Source organism: Nitrospiraceae bacterium, assembly GCA_020632595.1.
Classification (GTDB): Bacteria; Nitrospirota; Nitrospiria; order Nitrospirales; family UBA8639; genus Nitrospira_E.
In genome coordinates, this window is the sequence record JACKFF010000005.1 from 84,109 (window position 1) to 103,659 (window position 19,551).

Sequence of the window (19,551 nt, forward strand, 5' to 3'; positions counted from 1 at the left end):
ACGATGGAAGTGACTCCACTGTCGACTGAATCATTTTTCATAAGTTATATTACTAACCATGTCACTTCTGGAGGATATTCAAACAGCTGCAGTTGATGAAAGAAGCGACTTAGGCACGATACTCAGAAAGTGCAAACTCCTAGCGGCTCGCTTAGGCAGTCAGCCTTTAGAAAGCTGGCTCATTTATGAATCAAATGGATATCCCCCAGAAGTTCAAGTTCCTGACTATCGAGTATGGTGTCTTAACCTCAAGGGCCACTTTTTTGGATCATTTGGTTCTGCTGTTCAGAATGCTCCCATTCCATTGATGTGTCTTCCCGAGAATATAAGGAATAATTATAAAAACTATGAATGTAGACAAAGCATTGCCAGCCTTGAGGCAATGTTAAAAAAAGATGATGGTGGAGGGACATTCCAGCTTGGCACAGGAGACTTAGCTGTAATCCTTGGAACCAAGGTTTATGAAGGGCAAAATTGTGTTCAGGCTTGGGCAGAGGTTGGCCCCGGAACTATCATTGAACTTCTAAACGTAGTACGCAATCGGATCTTGGATTTCACTTTAGCCATTTGGAAAAGCGAACGCCAGGCAGGTGAATTAAATCAAAATCCCGAGCACCAAATTGCACCGGCAAAAATCGAACAGATCTTCAATACAACAATTTACGGCGGTTCTGCCAATCTTGTAGGTACAGCGACCGAATCCTCGATCGTATATAACATTGTTAATAATGATTTTTCTTCCTTAGAGCGCGCGCTGCTGGACAAAGGGGTGCTCACAGAGGACATTATAGAGTTAAAGGCCGCCGTAAATTCCGATCCACAACCTGTATCCAAAAATGCTTTTGGCACTAAAGTCTCTCAATGGATTGCAAAGATGGTACAAAAAGCGGCGGACGGAAGTTGGGATGTGGGAGTTGGCGCAGCAGGTGGTTTATTGGCTCAGGCAATCGCTAAATACTATGGCTTTTAAAAGTATGATCTAAAAACAATCAAACTTGCCATATGATTAGGACAGACTTCTAGGAGCGAGACTCTTTCATCGCGCGGTCGATTTCGCGACCGGCTTCCCGCTTTTTTGATGGTCTCCCGCCGGTCGTAATTTTTCTTCCCACGCCCAAGGGGGAGTTCCAACTTGACCCGCCCTCTGTCATTGAAATAGAGGCGAAGCGGGACGAGAGTGAGTCCTTTATCTGATTAATGGCCTGCATGTTAGCCAAAATAGGCGGTGATACACCGCCATCATGATAGTCGATTTTTGAGACGCTGCATTAAATCCATTCGCTCATGAAACACTGCGATAATTAGAGGACACTCACTATCACGGGTACAATAGAAAATGTAATGGTGCTCACAGTGGGTAAACAGCAGGTCTTGTCTGTGGTCGAGAAGGGCTCTTGGCGGAATGCGGCCGTGTGCAATCTGTTGAAATCGATTTGATAAGTAAGGTTTCGTAACTCTTGGCCTGTTGGAGTCCCCATGTGTCCTTCCTATACCGGGCGATGCCTTTTAGGTCTTCTTCAGCAAGAACGGCAAGCTCATAATCCGTGTCCTCCAACATTTAGGGCTGGGTTTCTTTATAGACTTCTTTAAAAATTTCCCCTACGGTCCTTCGGCTCACTTGTCCGGCTTTCGCGGATTCAATCCGTTTATCCAAAAGCATTTCCAGCTCTTTTAAATCCAGCTCCTCATTGGAGGATGCCGGGAACAGGCGTGAAACCACATACTCTCGAATACTCGTACCCGTGAGGGCGGCCATTGCCTTGATTTTTTGATGTTGCTCTTGGGTGAGTTCGATAGATAATCGGCTCATATCTATTTCTTCCATGAAGGGACTCTATTTATGAATATTCAGAAACTAGATAAGGCTTAACTGACTTGGAAAAGACCCAACCCTTTTCGTAAGACCAATCTTATTATCAAAAACACGTCGGTCTTCTAGGCTGCATTTTGAGAGAAGTGATTTGATATCATCCAATGATTGGATATTGAAAAATTCTTTCTTTGGAGAAAAATAGATGGCGACTTGTTTCCCGCGTTCAACAAGATTTAATGCATTATTTAGCGTGCCTTTGCTGACACCGTCCCATAACATCAAGCCATAATCAGCTTCCTCACTCATCGCGGTATCTTTAGCCGCGTAAAACTTAAAATTCTTTTCATTTCCATTGATCGAGATATGCCGTGTTTCCCATTGACCTATATTGTTTCGACATTCCGACCCAGAACAAAATACTGTGACATGCCGATAGCCCCTGTCAGCTAAATAGGTTTGCATGGCTTTATCGGCCCCATTGGCATCGCCTATCAGCACATCAAGATGCTGTTCCATCACATTTTCAAGACGCTTCCGAATCAGCTCGTTAAGCGCCTTTGTTTTACGTGAGCCACCTAAAAATACGGTTTTCATTATTGATTGCTCCTGGTCTTCGTCATAGAAAGGGCATAAACGGCTTTTGGCTGCCCTTCCTCAATAAGACAACGACAAACTTCCTGTAAGGTGGCTCCAGACCGATATAAATCATCCAATAACAAGACCCGCTGTCCTATGACTTCCTGTATGAATACTTTATACGCTCCCGTTAAAAGTTCAATTCGTTGATTATAATCTGTAACATTCTTTAGGGGTGGGAGATCTTTGACTTTCACTATGGCGGATGAAGACACAGGTACCGCAATTATGCCTCCAATTGCTTCGGCTAGTAACACCACTGGTTGTTCTTTTCGAGCTGTTGTAGCCGGAACAGAAACAATAACGTCAATATTCCATCCCTGTGAATTTATAAACTCAGCTGCCGTTACCGCCAAGGCTTTTACAGCCGTTTTATCTTTATTATATTTCAGACCATAGAGAAGTTCGCCTACCTGTGACCGCTTTGTATTGTACCGGGCATTCCCAAATTGATCCTCACCTAAATAGTCACTGCTGACCGTATGAACATCAAGTGCATATCCTTCTTTCCAAGGACCAATGAGTTTTTTGGGGTTAATATCGAGCATTTGTTACTTTCCATCGAAAGTTTATCTTATCCACCTAGGTTTAGGAAGCCGTGGCTGCCATGATCGACGACGAGGAAAGAGATTATCATTCTAAGAAATTCCTCGGTTCGATGGCGGAGATTTTCGCAACTGTTTAAAATAGCGCAATGATATTCAACCAGAAAGTATGAATCTGAAGGAAGAAATCGCGGTAACATTTAGTTGTGGTTTTCCATGTCTGATGAAGAAAAATGCCTAAAAACTGGGATGAAGCCAATCCATCTGAGGGCGTTTATCAAGACCGAAGTGCTTGTTGAACTTGAACTTAGGGTCACGAAAGCTGTGGAAGTTTTAGATATGCGCCCTTTTGGCGCAATATTCTCAAATAGCCTCAAACTGGCCATACAAGCCTCTACTAAACCGCTGCCATTGGCAAGCCAACGATTGCCGGACAAGTGCGACAAACACCTAAGACCGCGACTCTTTCATGGCGCGGTCGATTTCGCGGCCGGCTTCCCGCTTTTTGATGGTCTCCCGCCGGTCGTAGTTTTTCTTCCCTCGCCCAAGGGCGAGTTCCAGCTTGACCCGCCCTCTGTCATTGAAATAGAGGCGAAGCGGGATGAGGGTGAGTCCTTTCTGTTTGACTTTTTCGGCCAACCGTTCGATTTCTCTCTTATGCAACAGCAGGGTTCTGGCGCGTAGCGGCTCGTGATTCATTTGATTGCCGTGGCTGTAGGTACCGATATGGCAGTTGTGCAGAATAGCTTTGCCATTAATGATGGCGGCGTAACTCTCCTTCAGATTCAGGCGTCCCTCCCGTAAGGCTTTGACTTCTGTCCCGACCAGGACGATACCGGCTTCGACCTTCTCTTCTATCATGTAGTCATAGAAGGCCTTGCGGTTGGTGCTGAGGACTTTATTGGATGGGTCCGTTTTTTGTTTGGCCATAGCTAATTATATCTTGATGTATGGAATGATTTGGCTGTCATTTTTACTTTTTCCGTCCATTGCCTGCCTTGTTTAAATGATCTCTCCCTGAGGTCGAGATGACAGAATGGGTATAAACGCCAAACGGATGAATCAACACAGACGATGCGATACAATACCCGCACAATGAGTTCCTTTGAATCGATCCGGAGTCTTATTCAAGATTTTTCCAAAGGAAATCCGCTCGGGCTCAAACTGTCTGAGGCCCAACTCCAACAGGAGTGGGAACACCTTGTGGGTGCGACGATGGCCAAACATTCCTATCCTGAGAGTATCCGCTTTAAAAAATTGCATCTGGTGGCGGATAACTCGATTTGGCTTCAGCAGCTCATGTTTCTTAGGCCGGCCATTTTGGAAGCCATTCATTCGATGATGCCGGAACTGGCCCTCACGGAGGTTGTCTTACGCATCGGTTCCATTCCACAAGCCCCGCCTCAACAGGATCCACCACCCCAAGACCCTCCTGATTTTGTCGGCGAACCGTCACCCTTTGCCACCGGCTTAGCCAAACGCCTGAGTAATCCTGACCTCCAATCCATCCTCTCTCAGACTATCACTAAAGCCCTTGCTGAATCACCGCCCTCGGCTAGTGAGCCGGGGAAGAGGTCTGAGCATGAGGACTTGCCTCCTCCCACGTCTCTTGAAACACCCACTGCATCGTAAGCGTTCGATCTTTTGACCCGCTCCGGTTCCAGGGGCCGATCCATCCCGCCTGACCGTCCGCATCGGCACGATACCCGGCTCGCACAGCAGCTTCAAAGTTTTTCCGAAAGGTTTTTTCAAAATCGTCATCGACCTCATTGGCGACATACCGATGAAGGTTATCCGGCTCCGTCCAAAATGGATCTGAAAAAATGATGATTTGTAAGGCTTGATATCGTCCGCGAGGATCGTCAGGCGTGGTGGGGCGGATTTTCATGTCCGCGAAATCACGCGTGGCCCTGCCGACATCGCCAAACCGCCTAACCAGGGTTTGTATTTCGGGATCACTGGTATAGGGAGGCACGTGGACGGCCACCAGCGATCCCTCCTGGGCTCCGATACTATAGGGCGGGATGGACCGGTCCGGCCGGGAGAGGAACATCCCGAGAGAGATGACAAAAATCCCCCCGATCAAAATGCTCAATCCCATTATGACGATGGGATCAAACTTTTTGCGTCTTGGTGGTTGTTCAGGGGCTTCGTGAGGGAAATCCAACCTAAGACCTTCCCACAGGCAATCGCTTCTTACTGCTTCCTCCTGTGAGCCGGGGAAGGTGTAAGCGGGGGAGAGATTGAAGACGAACACGCAGGTGAGATGACCGTTCCTTTTCTCTGGTCATCTCGGAACACCCCGGCGTCTTCGGTTTGCTGTTCTGAGAGGGTCGCGTGAACTTATTCGGTTGGGGCGGCCGGTTCATCTGGCATCTCGCCATTGAGGTCATCCGGTTCGGGTAGATCGCCTTCATCTGTCTCGGCGAGCTTGGCGACGCCCACCACACGATCGTCATCGGGCAAGTGGATCAGTCGTACCCCTTGGGCATTGCGTCCGATTTCTCTGATATCTCCCATGCGGGTGCGAAGGATCATGCCCTCTGCGGACATGAGCATGATTTCATCGGATTCCCAGACTTGATGGAACGAAATGGCCGGCCCGTTTTTCTCCGTGACTTTGACGCTGATGACGCCTTTGCCGGCCCGTGATTGGAGCCGATATTCCTCTACCTGTGTGCGTTTACCATACCCGCGTTCGGTGACGGTCAGAATGGAGGATTGCGTTTGACTGGTAATCGTCACCATCCCGATAACCTCATTGCTCGCCGCCAACGTGATGCCCCTGACTCCACGGGCCGTTCGTCCCACCGGACGGACATCTTCCTCACGAAAGCGAATGACAATGCCCATTCGAGTGCCCAGGAGAATTTCTCTCGTGCCATCCGTGATATCCACGCCGATGAGCCGGTCGCCTTCCTCCAGGGTCAACGCAATAATCCCGCCTTGCCGGGGATGACTGAATGCAGCCAGATCGGTTTTTTTGATATAGCCTTTTTGCGTCGCCATCACGACATACTGGTCTTCGGCAAACACCCGGACCGGCAGGGTCGCGGTGACCCGCTCGCCCTGGCTGATGGTCAACAAATTCACAATGGCTTTCCCTTTGCTGGACCGCCCGACATCGGGCAATTGATACACTTTAAGCCAGTACACGCGACCGGCATCGGTAAAGAACAGCAGATAATCATGGGTTGAGGCGGTAAAGATTTGTTCAACAAAGTCCTCTTCTTTGACCCCCATGCCGACTTTCCCTTTGCCACCCCGGCGTTGGGCCCGGTAGATGGAAACGGCATTCCGCTTAATATAACCGGCATGCGTAATGGTCACGACGACTTCTTCCTCCGCGATGAGATCTTCCATTTGTAACTCGGCTTCGGCAGGAAGGATCTGTGTTCGTCGCTCATCGGAATATTGTTCTTTGATTTCGACTAATTCCTGTTTCACGATTTGTCGCACCATCGCATCGGACGCTAATATGGTGCGCAAATGGGCAATGCGGGAGACCAGTTCGTTATATTCCTGGGTAAGCTTGTCCTGTTCCAGTTGGGTCAAGCGTTGCAGCCGCATTTCCAGGATGGCCGTGGCTTGCACCTCGCTTAAGGTAAACTGGCTCATCAGGCCTTGCCGAGCGGTTTCCGGAGAAGACGCTCCACGGATGAGAGCAATGACCTCATCCAGGAACTCCAGGGCTCGTCTCAAGCCTTCTAAGATGTGGGCGCGTTCTTCAGCTTTGCGAAGATCATACGCCGTCCGGCGAATCACCACCTCTTTACGGTGTTCAAGGAACGCGGCCAAAATCTGTTTGAGGGTCAGCACCTCCGGACGGTTCCCCACCAGAGCCAACATGATGACCCCGAAGGTCGTTTGCATCTGGGTGTGTTTATAGAGTTGATTCAGTAAGACCGCTGCGTTTTCGTTTCTCTTGAGTTCGATCACCACGCGGAGTCCATCCCGGTCGGATTCGTCGCGAAGATCGGAAATTCCTTCTACCCGTTTTTCGTGGATGAGTTCGGCAATCTTTTCTATCAGCTTGGCCTTGTTGACCTGGTACGGCAGCTCCGTCACGATGATACGGGACCGCTCGGTACGTTCATCGACCTCGATTTCGGCTTTCGCCCGAAGAGACAGGAGACCTCGTCCCGTTTCATAGGCGTCTTTGATCCCTTGCGTGCCATAGATAAATCCGGCGGTGGGGAAATCGGGCCCCGGAATGCATTCCATGAGTTCGCGAATGGTCACCTCGGGCCGTTCAATAAGGGCAATCAGCCCGGAGACGACCTCGCCTAAATTGTGGGTGGGAATATTGGTGGCATACCCGACCGCAATTCCTCCTGCTCCATTCACCAACAGATTCGGAATACGAGCCGGTAACACAATGGGCTCTTGGGACGACTCATCGTACGTCGGGGTAAAGTTCACGGTCTCCCGGTCAATATCGACCAGCATTTCCTCGGCCAGCTTGGTTAAGCGGGCTTCGGTGTAGCGCATGGCTGCGGGCGGATCGCCGTCAACCGAGCCATAGTTTCCCTGGCCATCCACAAGGGGATACCGCATATTGAAATCCTGGGCCATACGAACCAACGTGTCGTAAATGGCTGAATCACCATGCGGGTGATAGTTACCCATGATTTCGCCGACAATTTTTGCGGATTTTCTGTAGGGCTTCCCGGCAGCCAGACCCATTTCATTCATGCCATACAGGATGCGCCGATGAACCGGCTTGAGCCCGTCTCGCACGTCCGGCAACGCCCGCCCGACAATGACGCTCATGGCGTAGTCCAAATAGGACAAACGCATTTCATCTTCAATGGCGACTTGCGTCAGACGTGGTTCAACCGGCATACGTCACTCCTCGAAAGGGCACATCACCCTTCATGATCTGCACTTTGACTTGTTTACTGTGGCTCAACATTGGGGTCACACAACAAAAAGCAGGCACCGACTAAACATCCAAATTTCGAACTTCCAGGGCATGCTTTTGAATGAAATTCCGGCGGGGCTCGACCTCATCACCCATCAAAATGGTAAAGATTTCATCCACTCCCGTGGTATCTTCCAAGGTCACCTGAAGGAGACTCCGGGTCTCTGGATTCATCGTGGTGTCCCACAATTGCGTCGGATTCATCTCGCCCAATCCCTTGTATCGCTGAATGGACATGCCCTTTTTCCCGGTTTCTAAAAACTCTGTCACAAGATCCTGACTGGTGGAAAATTCCGTTTCGATCTCTTTGCGCTTTAAGCGGTAGGGTGGTCGCCCCAGGCCCAAGGCCGAAGGAGCAATTTTTTGTAATTCCCTGAAATCTGCCGATCCCACCATGTCGTGAGTCAGATTCAAAAATTTCTGACTGCCATTCCCTGCGACCCGACACAGGATATGGTGGGCCTGATGCTCTTCATCGGTCTGAATCGTCAGATCCACGGTTCCTTCGGGGAATGCGAGGCGTAGCCGGCGTGTGGCTTCCTCGATCAATACTTCCAAGTCGCCACGGTTCTTTAACAAATCTTTGGTGAGTTCCGGAAAATCTACCAATACACGGAGCAGCGCCGGCTCTATTTGCTTTTGCCCCTGACGGGTTAAGAGCCCTTCAAAGGCCACCAGCTTATCTAATATCGGGATAAGTTCATCCCTGGTCACAAATGCGTTTTGTTCCGGAAGAAAGAGTTGAGTATCCTCCACGGCAAGATTAGACAAATAGCTATTCATCGCCGCTTCGTCTTTGAGATACTTCTCGCCCTTTCCTTTTTTGACTTTAAACAAGGGAGGCTGGGCAATGTAGATATAGCCCCGCTCGATCAGTTCCGGCATTTGCCTGAAAAAGAAGGTCAGGAGGAGAGTCCGGATATGGCTTCCATCGACATCCGCATCGGTCATGATAATGATTTTGTGATAACGGGCTCGATTGATATCAAAGGCGTCTTTATCTTCCTTGCCTTTTTCTGCATCCTCCCGTGGCCGACCGATTCCGGTTCCGATGGCCATGATGAGCGTTCGAATTTCCTCACTGGCGAGCATTTTATCGAATCGAGCCTTCTCGACATTCAGAATCTTGCCTTTGAGAGGAAGGATCGCTTGTGAACGTCGATCACGCCCCTGCTTTGCCGATCCGCCGGCCGAATCACCCTCCACAAGATAGAGTTCGCTGAATTGTGGATCCTTTTCGGAGCAGTCGGCCAATTTTCCTGGAAGTGACCCGCCATCCAACGCCCCTTTTCTTCGAATCAGTTCTTTGGCTTTTCTTGCGGCTTCCCTGGCCCGTGCGGCATCCACAGACTTTCCGACGATTTTTTTTGCCACCGAGGGATTTTCTTCCAGGTACGATCCCAAGGCTTCATTGACGGCCGACTCCACAATGCCCTTGACCTCACTATTGCCTAGTTTGGCTTTGGTTTGCCCCTCAAATTGCGGATTGCGGATTTTCACGCTCACAACGGCGGTTAACCCTTCTCGAACATCTTCTCCGCTCAGCGATTCCGAATCCTTTTTAAACAAATCATTGGCGGTAGCGTAACTATTGATAGTGCGCGTCAAGGCCGATTTAAATCCGATGAGGTGCGTGCCGCCCTCACGGGTATTAATATTATTGGCAAAAGAATACAGATTCTCTGAATACCCTTCGTTATATTGAAGAGCCAACTGGAGAATCATCTCGGGTTTTTCCACTTCCACGACAATGGGAGGATGAATGGGGGATTTGGCCTCATTCAAATGTTCCACAAAGGAGACAATCCCTCCTATGTAACAAAACACCTGCTCCTTTTCTTTGCCCGTCCGGTCATCCCGTAAACAAATCTCCAAGCCTTTATTGAGAAAAGCCAACTCCCGAAGTCGTTGAGCCAGGACATCAAAACTGAATTCAACGGTTTCAAAAATAAGGGGATCGGGCTTAAAAATAATTTTCGTTCCGCGTTTTTTAGTGATCCCTGCGACCGTTAATGGAGTCTGCGGCTTTCCACGATGATACCGTTGTTCGTAGACTTCTCCATTCTGCCAAATTTCCAACTCCAGCCATTCCGAGAGGGCATTCACGACCGATATGCCTACGCCATGTAACCCACCCGAGACTTTATAGGCACCCTCCTCAAATTTTCCGCCCGCATGAAGGACGGTCAAGGCGACTTCGGCGGCCGATTTTTTCTGGGTGGAATGCATGCCGGTGGGAATCCCTCTTCCATTATCCGATACCATGACACTGCCATCCACTTGGAGCACGACCTGAATTTCATTTCCATACCCGGCCATGTGTTCATCCACACTATTATCAACAACCTCATACACCATATGATGCAGACCATCGACCCCCGTGCTGCCGATATACATGGCCGGTCGTTTTTGAACCGCTTCCAGTCCTTCAAGGACACGGATCTGATCGGCATCGTACCGAGCATCCGAATGTTGGCGGTCTGCAGAGGGGGCAGATTCTTGGCTAGGGTTTTTTGGGGATTCCATACAATTTTAGGCTTTAACTGCGTGTGGAAGAAGAAATGTCTGTTGGGTCAAATCCGTCAAACCTTCACGGGCATCACCACGGCTTTGAACGTGGGATTACCCTGCTCCTGAATCAAACACGGGCTTAAGGGTGTTTCCATTTGAAGGGTCAGCGTTTCTGTTTCAATGACGGATAATACATCCAGGAAATACCTGGCATTGAATCCCGTGGAAAAACTTTCTCCCACAAATTTAGCCGGGATGTCTTCATCCGCTTCCCCTAAATCCGGGCTTTTTGAAGAAAGATGAATGTGATCGGGATTGATAGACAGTTTCACGGCATGGGCTTTATCTTTCGAAAGGATTGCCACTCTTCGAAGGGCACCCTCCAGATCGGACTTGTTGACGGTAACTTTTTTGGGGCTATCTTTCGGGACCACCTGCTGGTAGTTGGGATACGTCCCTTCCATAATCCGGGAGGTTAAGACCAACCCGCTTTTCCGAAAGATCAACATATTTTTCGTAAACCCAAGGAACGGTTGTTCGTCGTCTTCCTCCAAAAGTCGCCGGATTTCTATGGCGGCTTTTTTGGGAATAATGACCTTAATTTCTGCTGAGGGGATAGCGGCTTTCTCGGGAGTTACTTCCTGCTCGGCCCAGGCCAATCGATGTCCGTCGGTTCCCACCAAACGAAGCGTCACCGAGGTTCCCGAAGGGATCAGGGTGAGAAGAAGACCGTTTAACACATATCGCGTATCTTTTTCCCCCACGGCAAAGACGGTCTTTTTCAGAAGCTGCAACAATCCCTGGGCGGGGAGCGCCATCAACCCTTCCCGTTCAATAGTTGGGAGGGCAGGGTAGTCCTTGCTGGGTAAGCCCACCACACGAAATTGGCTTTTTCCAGCCTTCACGGTCACCCAATTATTTTCCCCCACGACCAATTCAATCTCGGAATGCCTGATTTCCTTCAAAATATCAAAAAGCGTTCGTGCGGAAAATGTGACCGACCCTGGCTCATGGACCGTGGCTTTATAAAGACCTCTCATGCCGATTTCCAAATCGGTGGCCACAATATCCAGACCTTCCGGTTTGGCTTCCAACAGAATATTCGCCAGGATCGGCATAGTATTCCGCTTCTCCACCACTCCCTGTACGCGTTGGAGTGCGGTTAACAAATCCTCCCTGGTTATTTGAATTTTCATAGGTGTCCTATAAACGGTGGTGTTATCCCTTGCCGATTTCTTCTTTCAGGCTTTCAATTGTGGCTCGAAGAGTAGAATCCGTTTCCTGAGCCTTCTGCATTTGCTTACAAGCATGAATAATTGTTGTATGGTCTTTCCCCCCAAAGTCTCTTCCTATTTCCGGAAAGGAGGAGTCCGTCATATCGCGGCTGAGGAACATCGCAATTTGACGGGGAAACACTAAGGTTTTCGTTCGTCGCTTCGACTTCAAGTCGGATATCTTGACATGGAACCTGTTGGCGACCACTTCCTGTATATCCTCAGTCGTGATCACCTTCCGTTTTCCACCAAGAAGATCACGGAGGATGTGTTTGGCCATGTCTGCAGTGATTTTTTGACCCGTGAGAGATGCATAGGCGCCAAGTCGAATTAATGCCCCTTCAATTTCACGAATATTGCTCTTTAAATTCGCCGCCAGCAACTGGATGACTTCCTCATTGATGGCGATACCTTCTTCCTCCGATTTTTTTCGGAGAATGGCGATTCGAGTTTCAACATCAGGTGGTTGAAGATCGGCAATCAGTCCCCACTCAAAGCGGGACCGAAGCCGCTCTTCCATTGAAGGCATTTCTTTGGGAAACCGATCACTCGACAATACGATCTGTTTTCCCGCTTCATAGAGAGAATTAAATGTGTGAAAAAATTCCTCCTGTGTCCGTTCTTTCCCTGCTAAAAATTGAATATCGTCAATAAGCAGCATGTCCACATTTCTGTATCGCCTTCTCAATTCAATCATTTTGTCATAGCGGATGGAATTAATGACCTCATTCGTGAATTGCTCCGTTGTGACATACGCAATACGAAGATCGCCATGATCAGCAATATAATTTCCAATGGAGTTGAGAAGATGCGTTTTCCCCAACCCCACCCCGCCATAAATGAATAAGGGGTTATACGCTTTGGCCGGTGATTCTGCGACAGCGAGACAAGCGGCATGTGCAAATTGATTGCTCGCTCCCACGACAAAGTTTTTAAAGGTATATTTGGGATTGGGAAGAGGTTGACGTCTCACCCGTTGAAGTTGAGCGGGCACGCGGTTTTCTCGCACTTCAGTTTTGAGTTGAGGCGATGGTTCTCCGTCTCCATCCTGCTCTTTCATGACAAAAACAATCTCTGCCGGATTTACCCCTTCGACATGCTGAAAGGCCTCTTTCAGTAAATCTTTATAGTTTCGGCCTAACCATTCCCCAAAAAATCTATTTGGAACACGGATATGAACTTGATCTTCCGTAAGACTCTCTAAAACCAACGGTTGAAACCATGTTTCAATTGTGTCATCTCCCACCCGAGGGCTGACAAAATTCAACACGTCCACCCAAACTTTATCATTGTTAATATTAGGTAAATTCAACTTATTCACAATATTATTCACAGATGTTAATAGTAACGGCACCGAGTATGAGTCTGCCCTACATTGTTAGACACTTTCTAGTTCCTATCAACACCCTCTACCATAAACTTCATGTCCTCTATCCACAACTTCCACGACGATAAATTTAAACCTCAAATCATCCTCTTTACCCACATTCAAAGGAGTTTGGAATTTCAAAAATCGTTATCCCCACTATTCCCTATCCCTACTACCACTACTCCTACTATTTCTTAGTCTTCTTTTATAACAAAGAAGAAGAAGAGGGATAGTTATATCACCAAAGCCAAATCCGCCAAAAATATTTTTTCCAAAAACCCCTGATAGGAAATAGGCTCATATGATGTAGAATCTTCTTCACTTTCTCCTTCACTGCGTAAAACAAAAACCTTAGAGCTTGGTAAGTGCTGTAAGTCCAGTCCATTTTGAAGAAGCAAAACGGAAGGATCTATTTCCGAAACAGGAGAATCCATTTCCGGAAGGAACGTATTCCAGTCGTACTGGTTTTTTGTACAGATATATAAAATGTTTCTCATTGGGGGCACCGTTAAAAGGTTAAAACGCGATCAGCATGAGAAACGAGTGAAGCTATCTGAGATGGGGATGACTCTTGAATGGTAAATTCCTGATCAAGGGCAAAGGTCTTCCCGCTCCCTATAGGGACCACAATCGGCAATTCTAAATTTTTGATAGCCGGGAGATATTTTTCCAGGATTTCGCCATCAGGAAGGTCATCGGCCTCATCAGAAATTAAATTCCTGGCATTTTCTAAAAGAATAATCTTTATCGGATTGGGACCGGTAGATAATCCCAACGCAATTCGCATAGCTTCAGAGGCCCGATGGGTACGGGTGGGGTCTTCTCGAATAAGGATAACCAGATTTTTTGGCATCCCTTATTGATACCTTGGATTATTACGTAAAATGCTGGACTTATTAATGAAATTTATGGAGGATAATTTTTGAATAAAAAATATCATTTCCTATTGAAAAATAAGAAAAAAACCCTAACATCAGGTGGGAAAAATGTCAAGAAAAAACCCAAGATATCTTGTCGCGCTTTTCATGAGGCTAAGGATTGAATTTTTTGAGAAATTTCTTTTAGGTTCACGGATTCCTGAGTTTTGGTCGTCATGTTCCGGATGATGGCCGTTTCTGAACGGGCTTCATCGTCCCCGAGAATAATGGCGTATCCGGCTCCAAGTTTATCCGCGGATCGAAGGAGAGATTTTAAATTGACACTTTTATAGTCTGTGTCTGCCCGTATGCCGAGCTCTCTGAGTTCGTTGAGAAGATTAAAAGCTATTGGTTTGGCTTTCTTTCCAAATCCGGCTACAAAAAATAAAGGAATCTTAGGGGAGGCGATTTGTTCGGGAAGAAGGAGAGCCACTCTTTCTAGTCCAACGGCAAATCCGATAGCAGGGGTGGACGGACCTTGAAGTAGGGCGACCAATCCGTCATAGCGGCCTCCAGCCCCAATGGTGCTCTGAGCCCCTAAGTGTGGTGAAGTAATTTCAAAGGTCGTGCGGGAGTAATAATCCAAGCCTCTTACCAAACGGTAGTTTAAGGAAAATGGGATTTCTATGGACGTGAGTCCATCGAGAACGCTTTGGAAATGAATGGCGGATTCGGGGGAGAGGTGGTCGAAAAGAGTTGGAGCGTCCTTTGTCGCTTCCTGACAAATCGGGACCTTACAATCGAGAATCCGTAGGGGATTCGTAATGTACCGACGCTGGCAGTTACCGCAAATCGTTTCTAACCTAAAAGAAAGGAACTGTTTGAGTTCCCGAATATAGTTTACACGATCTTGTGTATTGCCAATCGAATTCATTTGCAAAGTGAGATCTTTAAGCCCCAGCGAACAAAAAAACCTCCATAACAGGGCAATTACTTCGACATCCATAAAGGGATCTTCGGTCCCGAACGCCTCAACTCCAAATTGGTGAAATTGCCGGTATCGACCTGCTTGCGGTCGTTCATGACGGAACATCGGGCCAAGATAATACAGTTTTCGTGTAGAGGGTGATTCCAGAAGATGGTGCTCCAACACAGCTCGCACTACTCCGGCCGTACCCTCAGGACGTAACGTCAGAGAACTCCCATCTCGATCAGGAAAGGTATACATCTCTTTCTCTACAATATCGGTTTCTCCTCCAATACTCCTGGCATAGAGTTCAGTGGATTCGAAAATAGGAATACGTATTTCAGAAAATCCGGATTGGGCGGCAAGGGTATGGGCTAATGTTTCCATATACCGCCATTGCGGGGTTTGTTGAGGCAAAATGTCCTTAAGACCCTTAATGGAGCGTAACACGGTAAGCCTTATTCTGTTGAAGTAAAATAGGGAAAAGAGAATCCGACTATATCTTCCAGCCAGAATCCAGTCAACGAATCCATGGGGTAGTGTGTCAGTTTGGGAGAGAGAAAATTCGTTTGACTCTTGCTCTTTCCCCCCATAAAATGGCGTGTTCATAAGAAATTGCCTAAAAGGAGAATAATGCCGTGTCAATGACGTATCGACAGCCCTCTAATTTAAAGAGAAAACGAGATCATGGCTTTAGAAAGCGCATGAGCACTAAGAATGGGAGAAAGGTCCTTGCCCGTCGACGAAAGAAGGGCAGGTACCGCTTGACGGTTTCTGATGAGTAAGGGGAGGGCTTCCCGTTTTTTTTAAAGAAAAAATATGAATACGATGGAGTGAAAGCCAATGGGTCTGTCGTGCGGAACCCATTTTTTACCCTCCTGGTCAGTCGTGTACCCAATCATGATCCGTCTCGCATAGGAATCGTCGTCGGTCGACGACTGGGGAAAGCCGTCACGAGAAATCGGCTGAAACGGATTTTTCGTGAACTCGTCAGAGAATCGCAAGCTGGAATGGCTGGTGGTTTTCACTGCATTGTTTACCCAAAAATCATGGTTTTGGGGGTGAAGTATCAGAAGATTGGGGAAATCTGGAAGGACACCTTAGTAAAAGCCGGTATTCTATAATAACAAATGATTGGCTCAATTTTGAAAAAAATTATTGCATTCTATCAATATGGGATTTCCCCGTTCATGGGAACCTGTTGCCGTTTTGAACCGACATGTTCTCATTATGGCTTTGAGGCTATCCATAAACATGGTGCAATGAAGGGTTTGGTCTTAATGACTGGTCGAATTCTCAAGTGTCATCCATTCCATCCTGGGGGACTGGATCCGGTTCCCTGAACACTGAATATTTTGCCTCCGTTTGATTGTTAATTACCATCAGCTTTAATGGGACTCACGAGTTAGAAAAATGGAAAAGCGCGTCGTCCTTTTCCTTGTTCTTTCCTTAGGGATTATCTTTGGGTATGACCTGCTCCTGAAGGAGTTGGGATATTCTCCCTTCTCTACCAGTCCGATCATCGATCAAGAGCTTACAACCAATTTGCCGAAAAAAGGGTCGGATGTTGAAACTATCCCCTCCTCTTCTTTATCTGAACCCCCTTTAATATCCTCCTCCATTCCTTCTGCTGAGCCATTGGTTACTGAAGAGGTTGTGGTTGTGGAGACCCCACTTTTTCGAGCTGATATTTCCGGCCACGGAGGAGTCATCACCTCCTGGGAGTTAAAAAAATATCTCACTCAGACAGAGGAGAATATTCCCGTTCAATTGGTATATCCAAATGGACAGTTTCCCGGGCCACTCACGGTTCAGATCAAGGGAAACGAAGCGGAGACACAGCGTCTTCGTCAAGGGAACTTTCAGGTTCAAAAGGATTTTAACGAATTGGATGAATCGCATCCCACCGGAAAAGTGCTTTTAACCCATTCCTCTTCTGAATCCGACCTGTGGATCCAAAAGGAGCTCACCTTTCATTACGATTCCTATGTGGTGGATATCATCATTCGCACCAGGGGGATTTCAAGTGACATTGATGTGCTTTTGGGTACCAATTTTGGTGTGGTGGAATGGGCTCAAGGGTTCATTGGGTTACTGGGATCTGCCTGGATGGTCGGGGATGAAATGGAAAAATTATCTCCTGATGCCGATGCTCCGATTCTGCGACGCGATGGTCCCGTCAAGTGGTTGGCCCTTCAGGATAAATATTTTATGAGTGTGTTTATCCCGGAAAATGCAAACGGCCTGTATTCTAAGCTTGAAACAGAAATGGTTGTCTCTGCCGGCATGTCATTTCCGGGTGGATCTGGGGAACAAGTTCATAAGACAAAATTGTACGCCGGTCCTAAAAAATACGATGTCCTTAAATCTTTCGAGATCGGGTTGGAAGATACCATTGATTTTGGATGGTTTATTTATGGCAGTTGGAGCATTGTGAAAGCCGTGGCGAAACCGCTGTTTTCAGTTTTACGGTTCATTTATGACTATACTCATAATTATGGTGTGGCCATTATTTTACTGACCTTAGGGATTAAGTTGTTATTTGTTCCTTTACAATACAAAAGTTACAAGTCCATGCAAGGGATGCAAACCATCCAACCCAAGGTTCTGGCCCTTCAGGAGAAATTTAAAGATAACAAGGAAAAGCTGAACCAGGAGCTGATGAAGCTCTATAAAGAACATAAAGTGAATCCAGTGGGTGGATGCCTTCCCATGGTGTTGCAGATGCCGGTGTTTGTTGCCCTGTTTAATATTCTGTATATGACGATCGACCTTCGCCAGGCCCCGTTTATGCTGTGGGTTACAGACCTTTCTGCCCAAGATCCATATTATGTGCTGCCTGTACTGATGGGAATTTCTATGGTCGTCCAACAAAAAATCATGCCCACCACGATGGATCCCACTCAGGCGAAAATGATGATGATCCTTCCTGTAGGATTGACTTTTCTATTTGTAACCTTTCCCGCAGGTTTAGTGTTATATTGGGTAACTAATAATGTGCTGACGGTGACACAGCAGTTTGTGACCGACAGGTATATTTTGAAAAAACCGAGAGGTGGGTCTACGGATCAATCTCCCAAGGGGAGCGAACCTGCTTTGGAATCCGGGAAAAAGAAACGTCCGTCATCCTCATCTGGCTCCTCCTCTAAATCCTAATCCTGCCTCTGTCTAAGCTATGGGCTCTTTAGACGACACCATCTGTGCCGTGGCAACCCCCGTGGGCGAAGGGGGAGTGGGAATCGTTCGTGTCAGTGGCACTCACGCCTTTCCTGTTGCCTCAAGTATTCTTCGATTACGTTCGGGTAAACCTCTTGAACAGATCAAGCCCTACCAATTGTATCTGGGCCAATTTATTTGGAACCCTCGGGAAACTCGAGGAAATCTGGGAAGAGATATTCCCTCGGTATTGGATGAGGTCCTGGTTGTGACGATGCGAGCCCCACGGTCCTATACCGGAGAAGATGTTGTTGAAGTGCATGCCCACGGAGGACCGGTCATTGTGAACGGCATTTGCGAAGCCTTAACGCAGGCTGGCGCTAGGTTGGCTGAGCCTGGGGAGTTTACGAAGCGGAGTTTTTTGAACGGGCGGATGGATTTAACCCAGGCGGAAGGGGTTTTAGATACCATACGCGCCAATTCTCTTCAGAGTTTAAGGATGGCCCAAGAGCACCTACAGGGGCGGCTATCTATGGTCATCCAACATCAACGGGACCGTCTCGTGAAACTTGTTGCCCACCTGGAAGCCGGAATGGATTTTGTGGATGATGAAATTCAGTTCATTGAACAAACCGAGCTCAAATATACTATACAGGAGGTCTTGCGAGAAATATTGCAATTGTTGGATTCCGCCGAAGAAGGCCGAATGATTCGAGAAGGCATTCGCACCGTGATTATCGGAAGACCCAATGTAGGAAAATCCAGTTTGTTAAATGGCATACTGGGAACCAATCGAGCTATTGTATCTCATATTCCGGGGACAACTCGTGATGTTCTCGAAGAGGCTATTATGGTGGAAGGAGTCATGATACGGCTCTTTGACACTGCCGGATTACGAGAAACGACGGATGAATTAGAAAATGAAGGAATGATTCGCGCCGCTCAGGCTATTGAAGAAGCTGACGTGTTGATTATGGCATTTGATCGAAGTTCAGCACTTAATGAAAAGGACCTATTTTTCATTGAAAAATTTTATGAAAAGCCTTCGGTGATGGTGCTCAATAAAATTGACTTGCCGGCCAAATTTTCTCAGAAGGAACTGCAGGATATTGTCAGCCAAATTGAAAAAAATTCTGAAAATAGTCCTGTGGGGGAGAAGAGGTATGTCGAAGTCTCAGCTTTAAGCGGTGAAGGTCTTGATATGTTAAAAAAAGCCATCAAAAGCCTGGCTGTTGGTGGCCATTATGAGGCCGGTGATTCGGTGCTCGTTTCACGGCTGAGACATAAGATGTTACTTCACAATGCGGGAGAGGCCTTGAAAAACGCTTTAATGGCCATAGATGATGGGCTTTCAGCCGAATGTGTTGCATTAGAATTACGGATGGCATTGAATTCTCTTGGAGAAATCGTCGGCGCCATCACGAATGAGGAAATTTTAGATAAAATTTTTCAAGAATTTTGCATTGGGAAGTAAAAGGCTTTCCTAGAAAATTGTTGGT

The 19,551-nt window shown here is 47.4% G+C and carries 19 protein-coding genes and 1 pseudogene; 7 read left to right on the top strand and 13 right to left on the bottom strand.

What is annotated here, in order from left to right; translation table 11 throughout:
* The first annotated feature begins 58 nt into the window (after nt 1-58).
* Nucleotides 59-970, top strand: a complete 912-nt coding sequence (locus H6750_11115) for a hypothetical protein (protein ID MCB9774859.1) — start codon at nt 59-61, stop codon at nt 968-970.
* Here H6750_11115 and H6750_11120 read toward each other — a convergent pair.
* The 5 genes and pseudogenes from H6750_11120 to smpB all read right to left on the bottom strand — a co-directional run bounded on the left by H6750_11120 (nt 967) and on the right by smpB (nt 3,924).
* A pseudogene (locus H6750_11120) lies at nt 967-1,194 on the bottom strand (SsrA-binding protein). The gene H6750_11115 and the pseudogene H6750_11120 sit on opposite strands and share 4 nt — an antisense overlap.
* Before the next feature lie 364 nt (nt 1,195-1,558).
* Nucleotides 1,559-1,810, bottom strand: coding sequence for an antitoxin (locus H6750_11125; protein ID MCB9774860.1), 252 nt, complete (start codon nt 1,808-1,810; stop codon nt 1,559-1,561).
* A gap of 45 nt (nt 1,811-1,855) precedes the next feature.
* On the bottom strand, nt 1,856-2,407 hold the full coding sequence (locus H6750_11130) for a hypothetical protein (GenBank protein MCB9774861.1): 552 nt from the start codon (nt 2,405-2,407) through the stop codon (nt 1,856-1,858).
* A complete protein-coding gene (locus H6750_11135) occupies nt 2,407-2,997 on the bottom strand; it encodes a ComF family protein (GenBank protein MCB9774862.1) in 591 nt (196 codons plus the stop codon). Before H6750_11135 ends, H6750_11130 begins: the two co-directional genes overlap by 1 nt.
* Before the next feature lie 447 nt (nt 2,998-3,444).
* A complete protein-coding gene (gene smpB, locus H6750_11140) occupies nt 3,445-3,924 on the bottom strand; it encodes an SsrA-binding protein SmpB (GenBank protein MCB9774863.1) in 480 nt (159 codons plus the stop codon).
* Between the two features lie 144 nt (nt 3,925-4,068).
* Between smpB and H6750_11145 the strand changes: the two genes are divergently transcribed.
* Nucleotides 4,069-4,626, top strand: a complete 558-nt coding sequence (locus tag H6750_11145) for a DUF721 domain-containing protein (GenBank protein MCB9774864.1) — start codon at nt 4,069-4,071, stop codon at nt 4,624-4,626.
* Here H6750_11145 and H6750_11150 read toward each other — a convergent pair.
* The 8 genes from H6750_11150 to H6750_11185 form a co-directional block, all read right to left on the bottom strand.
* Nucleotides 4,550-5,161: a hypothetical protein gene (locus H6750_11150; GenBank protein ID MCB9774865.1), complete on the bottom strand. Its 612-nt coding sequence runs from the start codon at nt 5,159-5,161 to the stop codon at nt 4,550-4,552. The genes H6750_11145 and H6750_11150 overlap by 77 nt on opposite strands.
* Nucleotides 5,162-5,337: 176 nt before the next feature.
* Nucleotides 5,338-7,839 (bottom strand): DNA gyrase subunit A, encoded by a 2,502-nt coding sequence (gyrA, locus tag H6750_11155; protein ID MCB9774866.1) that lies wholly within the window; start codon nt 7,837-7,839, stop codon nt 5,338-5,340.
* A 100-nt stretch (nt 7,840-7,939) separates the two neighbouring features.
* Nucleotides 7,940-10,444 carry a DNA topoisomerase (ATP-hydrolyzing) subunit B gene (gene gyrB, locus H6750_11160; protein ID MCB9774867.1) on the bottom strand — a complete coding sequence of 835 codons (2,505 nt, stop codon included), beginning with the start codon at nt 10,442-10,444 and terminating at the stop codon, nt 7,940-7,942.
* Between the two features lie 56 nt (nt 10,445-10,500).
* Nucleotides 10,501-11,625: a DNA polymerase III subunit beta gene (dnaN, locus tag H6750_11165; protein MCB9774868.1), complete on the bottom strand. Its 1,125-nt coding sequence runs from the start codon at nt 11,623-11,625 to the stop codon at nt 10,501-10,503.
* A gap of 22 nt (nt 11,626-11,647) precedes the next feature.
* On the bottom strand, nt 11,648-13,000 hold the full coding sequence (gene dnaA / locus H6750_11170) for a chromosomal replication initiator protein DnaA (GenBank protein MCB9774869.1): 1,353 nt from the start codon (nt 12,998-13,000) through the stop codon (nt 11,648-11,650).
* Between the two features lie 305 nt (nt 13,001-13,305).
* On the bottom strand, nt 13,306-13,569 hold the full coding sequence (locus tag H6750_11175) for a hypothetical protein (protein MCB9774870.1): 264 nt from the start codon (nt 13,567-13,569) through the stop codon (nt 13,306-13,308).
* An 11-nt stretch (nt 13,570-13,580) separates the two neighbouring features.
* Nucleotides 13,581-13,925 carry a DsrE family protein gene (locus tag H6750_11180; protein ID MCB9774871.1) on the bottom strand — a complete coding sequence of 115 codons (345 nt, stop codon included), beginning with the start codon at nt 13,923-13,925 and terminating at the stop codon, nt 13,581-13,583.
* 170 nt (nt 13,926-14,095) lie between these two features.
* The gene (locus H6750_11185; protein ID MCB9774872.1) at nt 14,096-15,346 is read right to left on the bottom strand and encodes a histidine--tRNA ligase; all 1,251 of its coding nucleotides are present in this window, start codon (nt 15,344-15,346) and stop codon (nt 14,096-14,098) included.
* 188 nt (nt 15,347-15,534) lie between these two features.
* On the opposite strand from H6750_11185, the gene rpmH reads away from it, so the two are divergent.
* The 5 genes from rpmH to mnmE all read left to right on the top strand — a co-directional run bounded on the left by rpmH (nt 15,535) and on the right by mnmE (nt 19,526).
* Entirely contained in the window at nt 15,535-15,681 is a 147-nt protein-coding gene (gene rpmH, locus H6750_11190; protein ID MCB9774873.1) for a 50S ribosomal protein L34, read from the top strand.
* A 48-nt stretch (nt 15,682-15,729) separates the two neighbouring features.
* Nucleotides 15,730-16,020, top strand: coding sequence for a ribonuclease P protein component (gene rnpA / locus H6750_11195; protein MCB9774874.1), 291 nt, complete (start codon nt 15,730-15,732; stop codon nt 16,018-16,020).
* A 6-nt stretch (nt 16,021-16,026) separates the two neighbouring features.
* A complete protein-coding gene (gene yidD / locus H6750_11200) occupies nt 16,027-16,239 on the top strand; it encodes a membrane protein insertion efficiency factor YidD (GenBank protein ID MCB9774875.1) in 213 nt (70 codons plus the stop codon).
* Between the two features lie 70 nt (nt 16,240-16,309).
* Complete coding sequence (gene yidC / locus H6750_11205; protein ID MCB9774876.1) at nt 16,310-18,052, top strand: membrane protein insertase YidC; 1,743 nt, start codon at nt 16,310-16,312, stop codon at nt 18,050-18,052.
* A gap of 49 nt (nt 18,053-18,101) precedes the next feature.
* Nucleotides 18,102-19,526, top strand: a complete 1,425-nt coding sequence (gene mnmE, locus H6750_11210; GenBank protein MCB9774877.1) for a tRNA uridine-5-carboxymethylaminomethyl(34) synthesis GTPase MnmE — start codon at nt 18,102-18,104, stop codon at nt 19,524-19,526.
* Nucleotides 19,527-19,551: the final 25 nt, after the last annotated feature.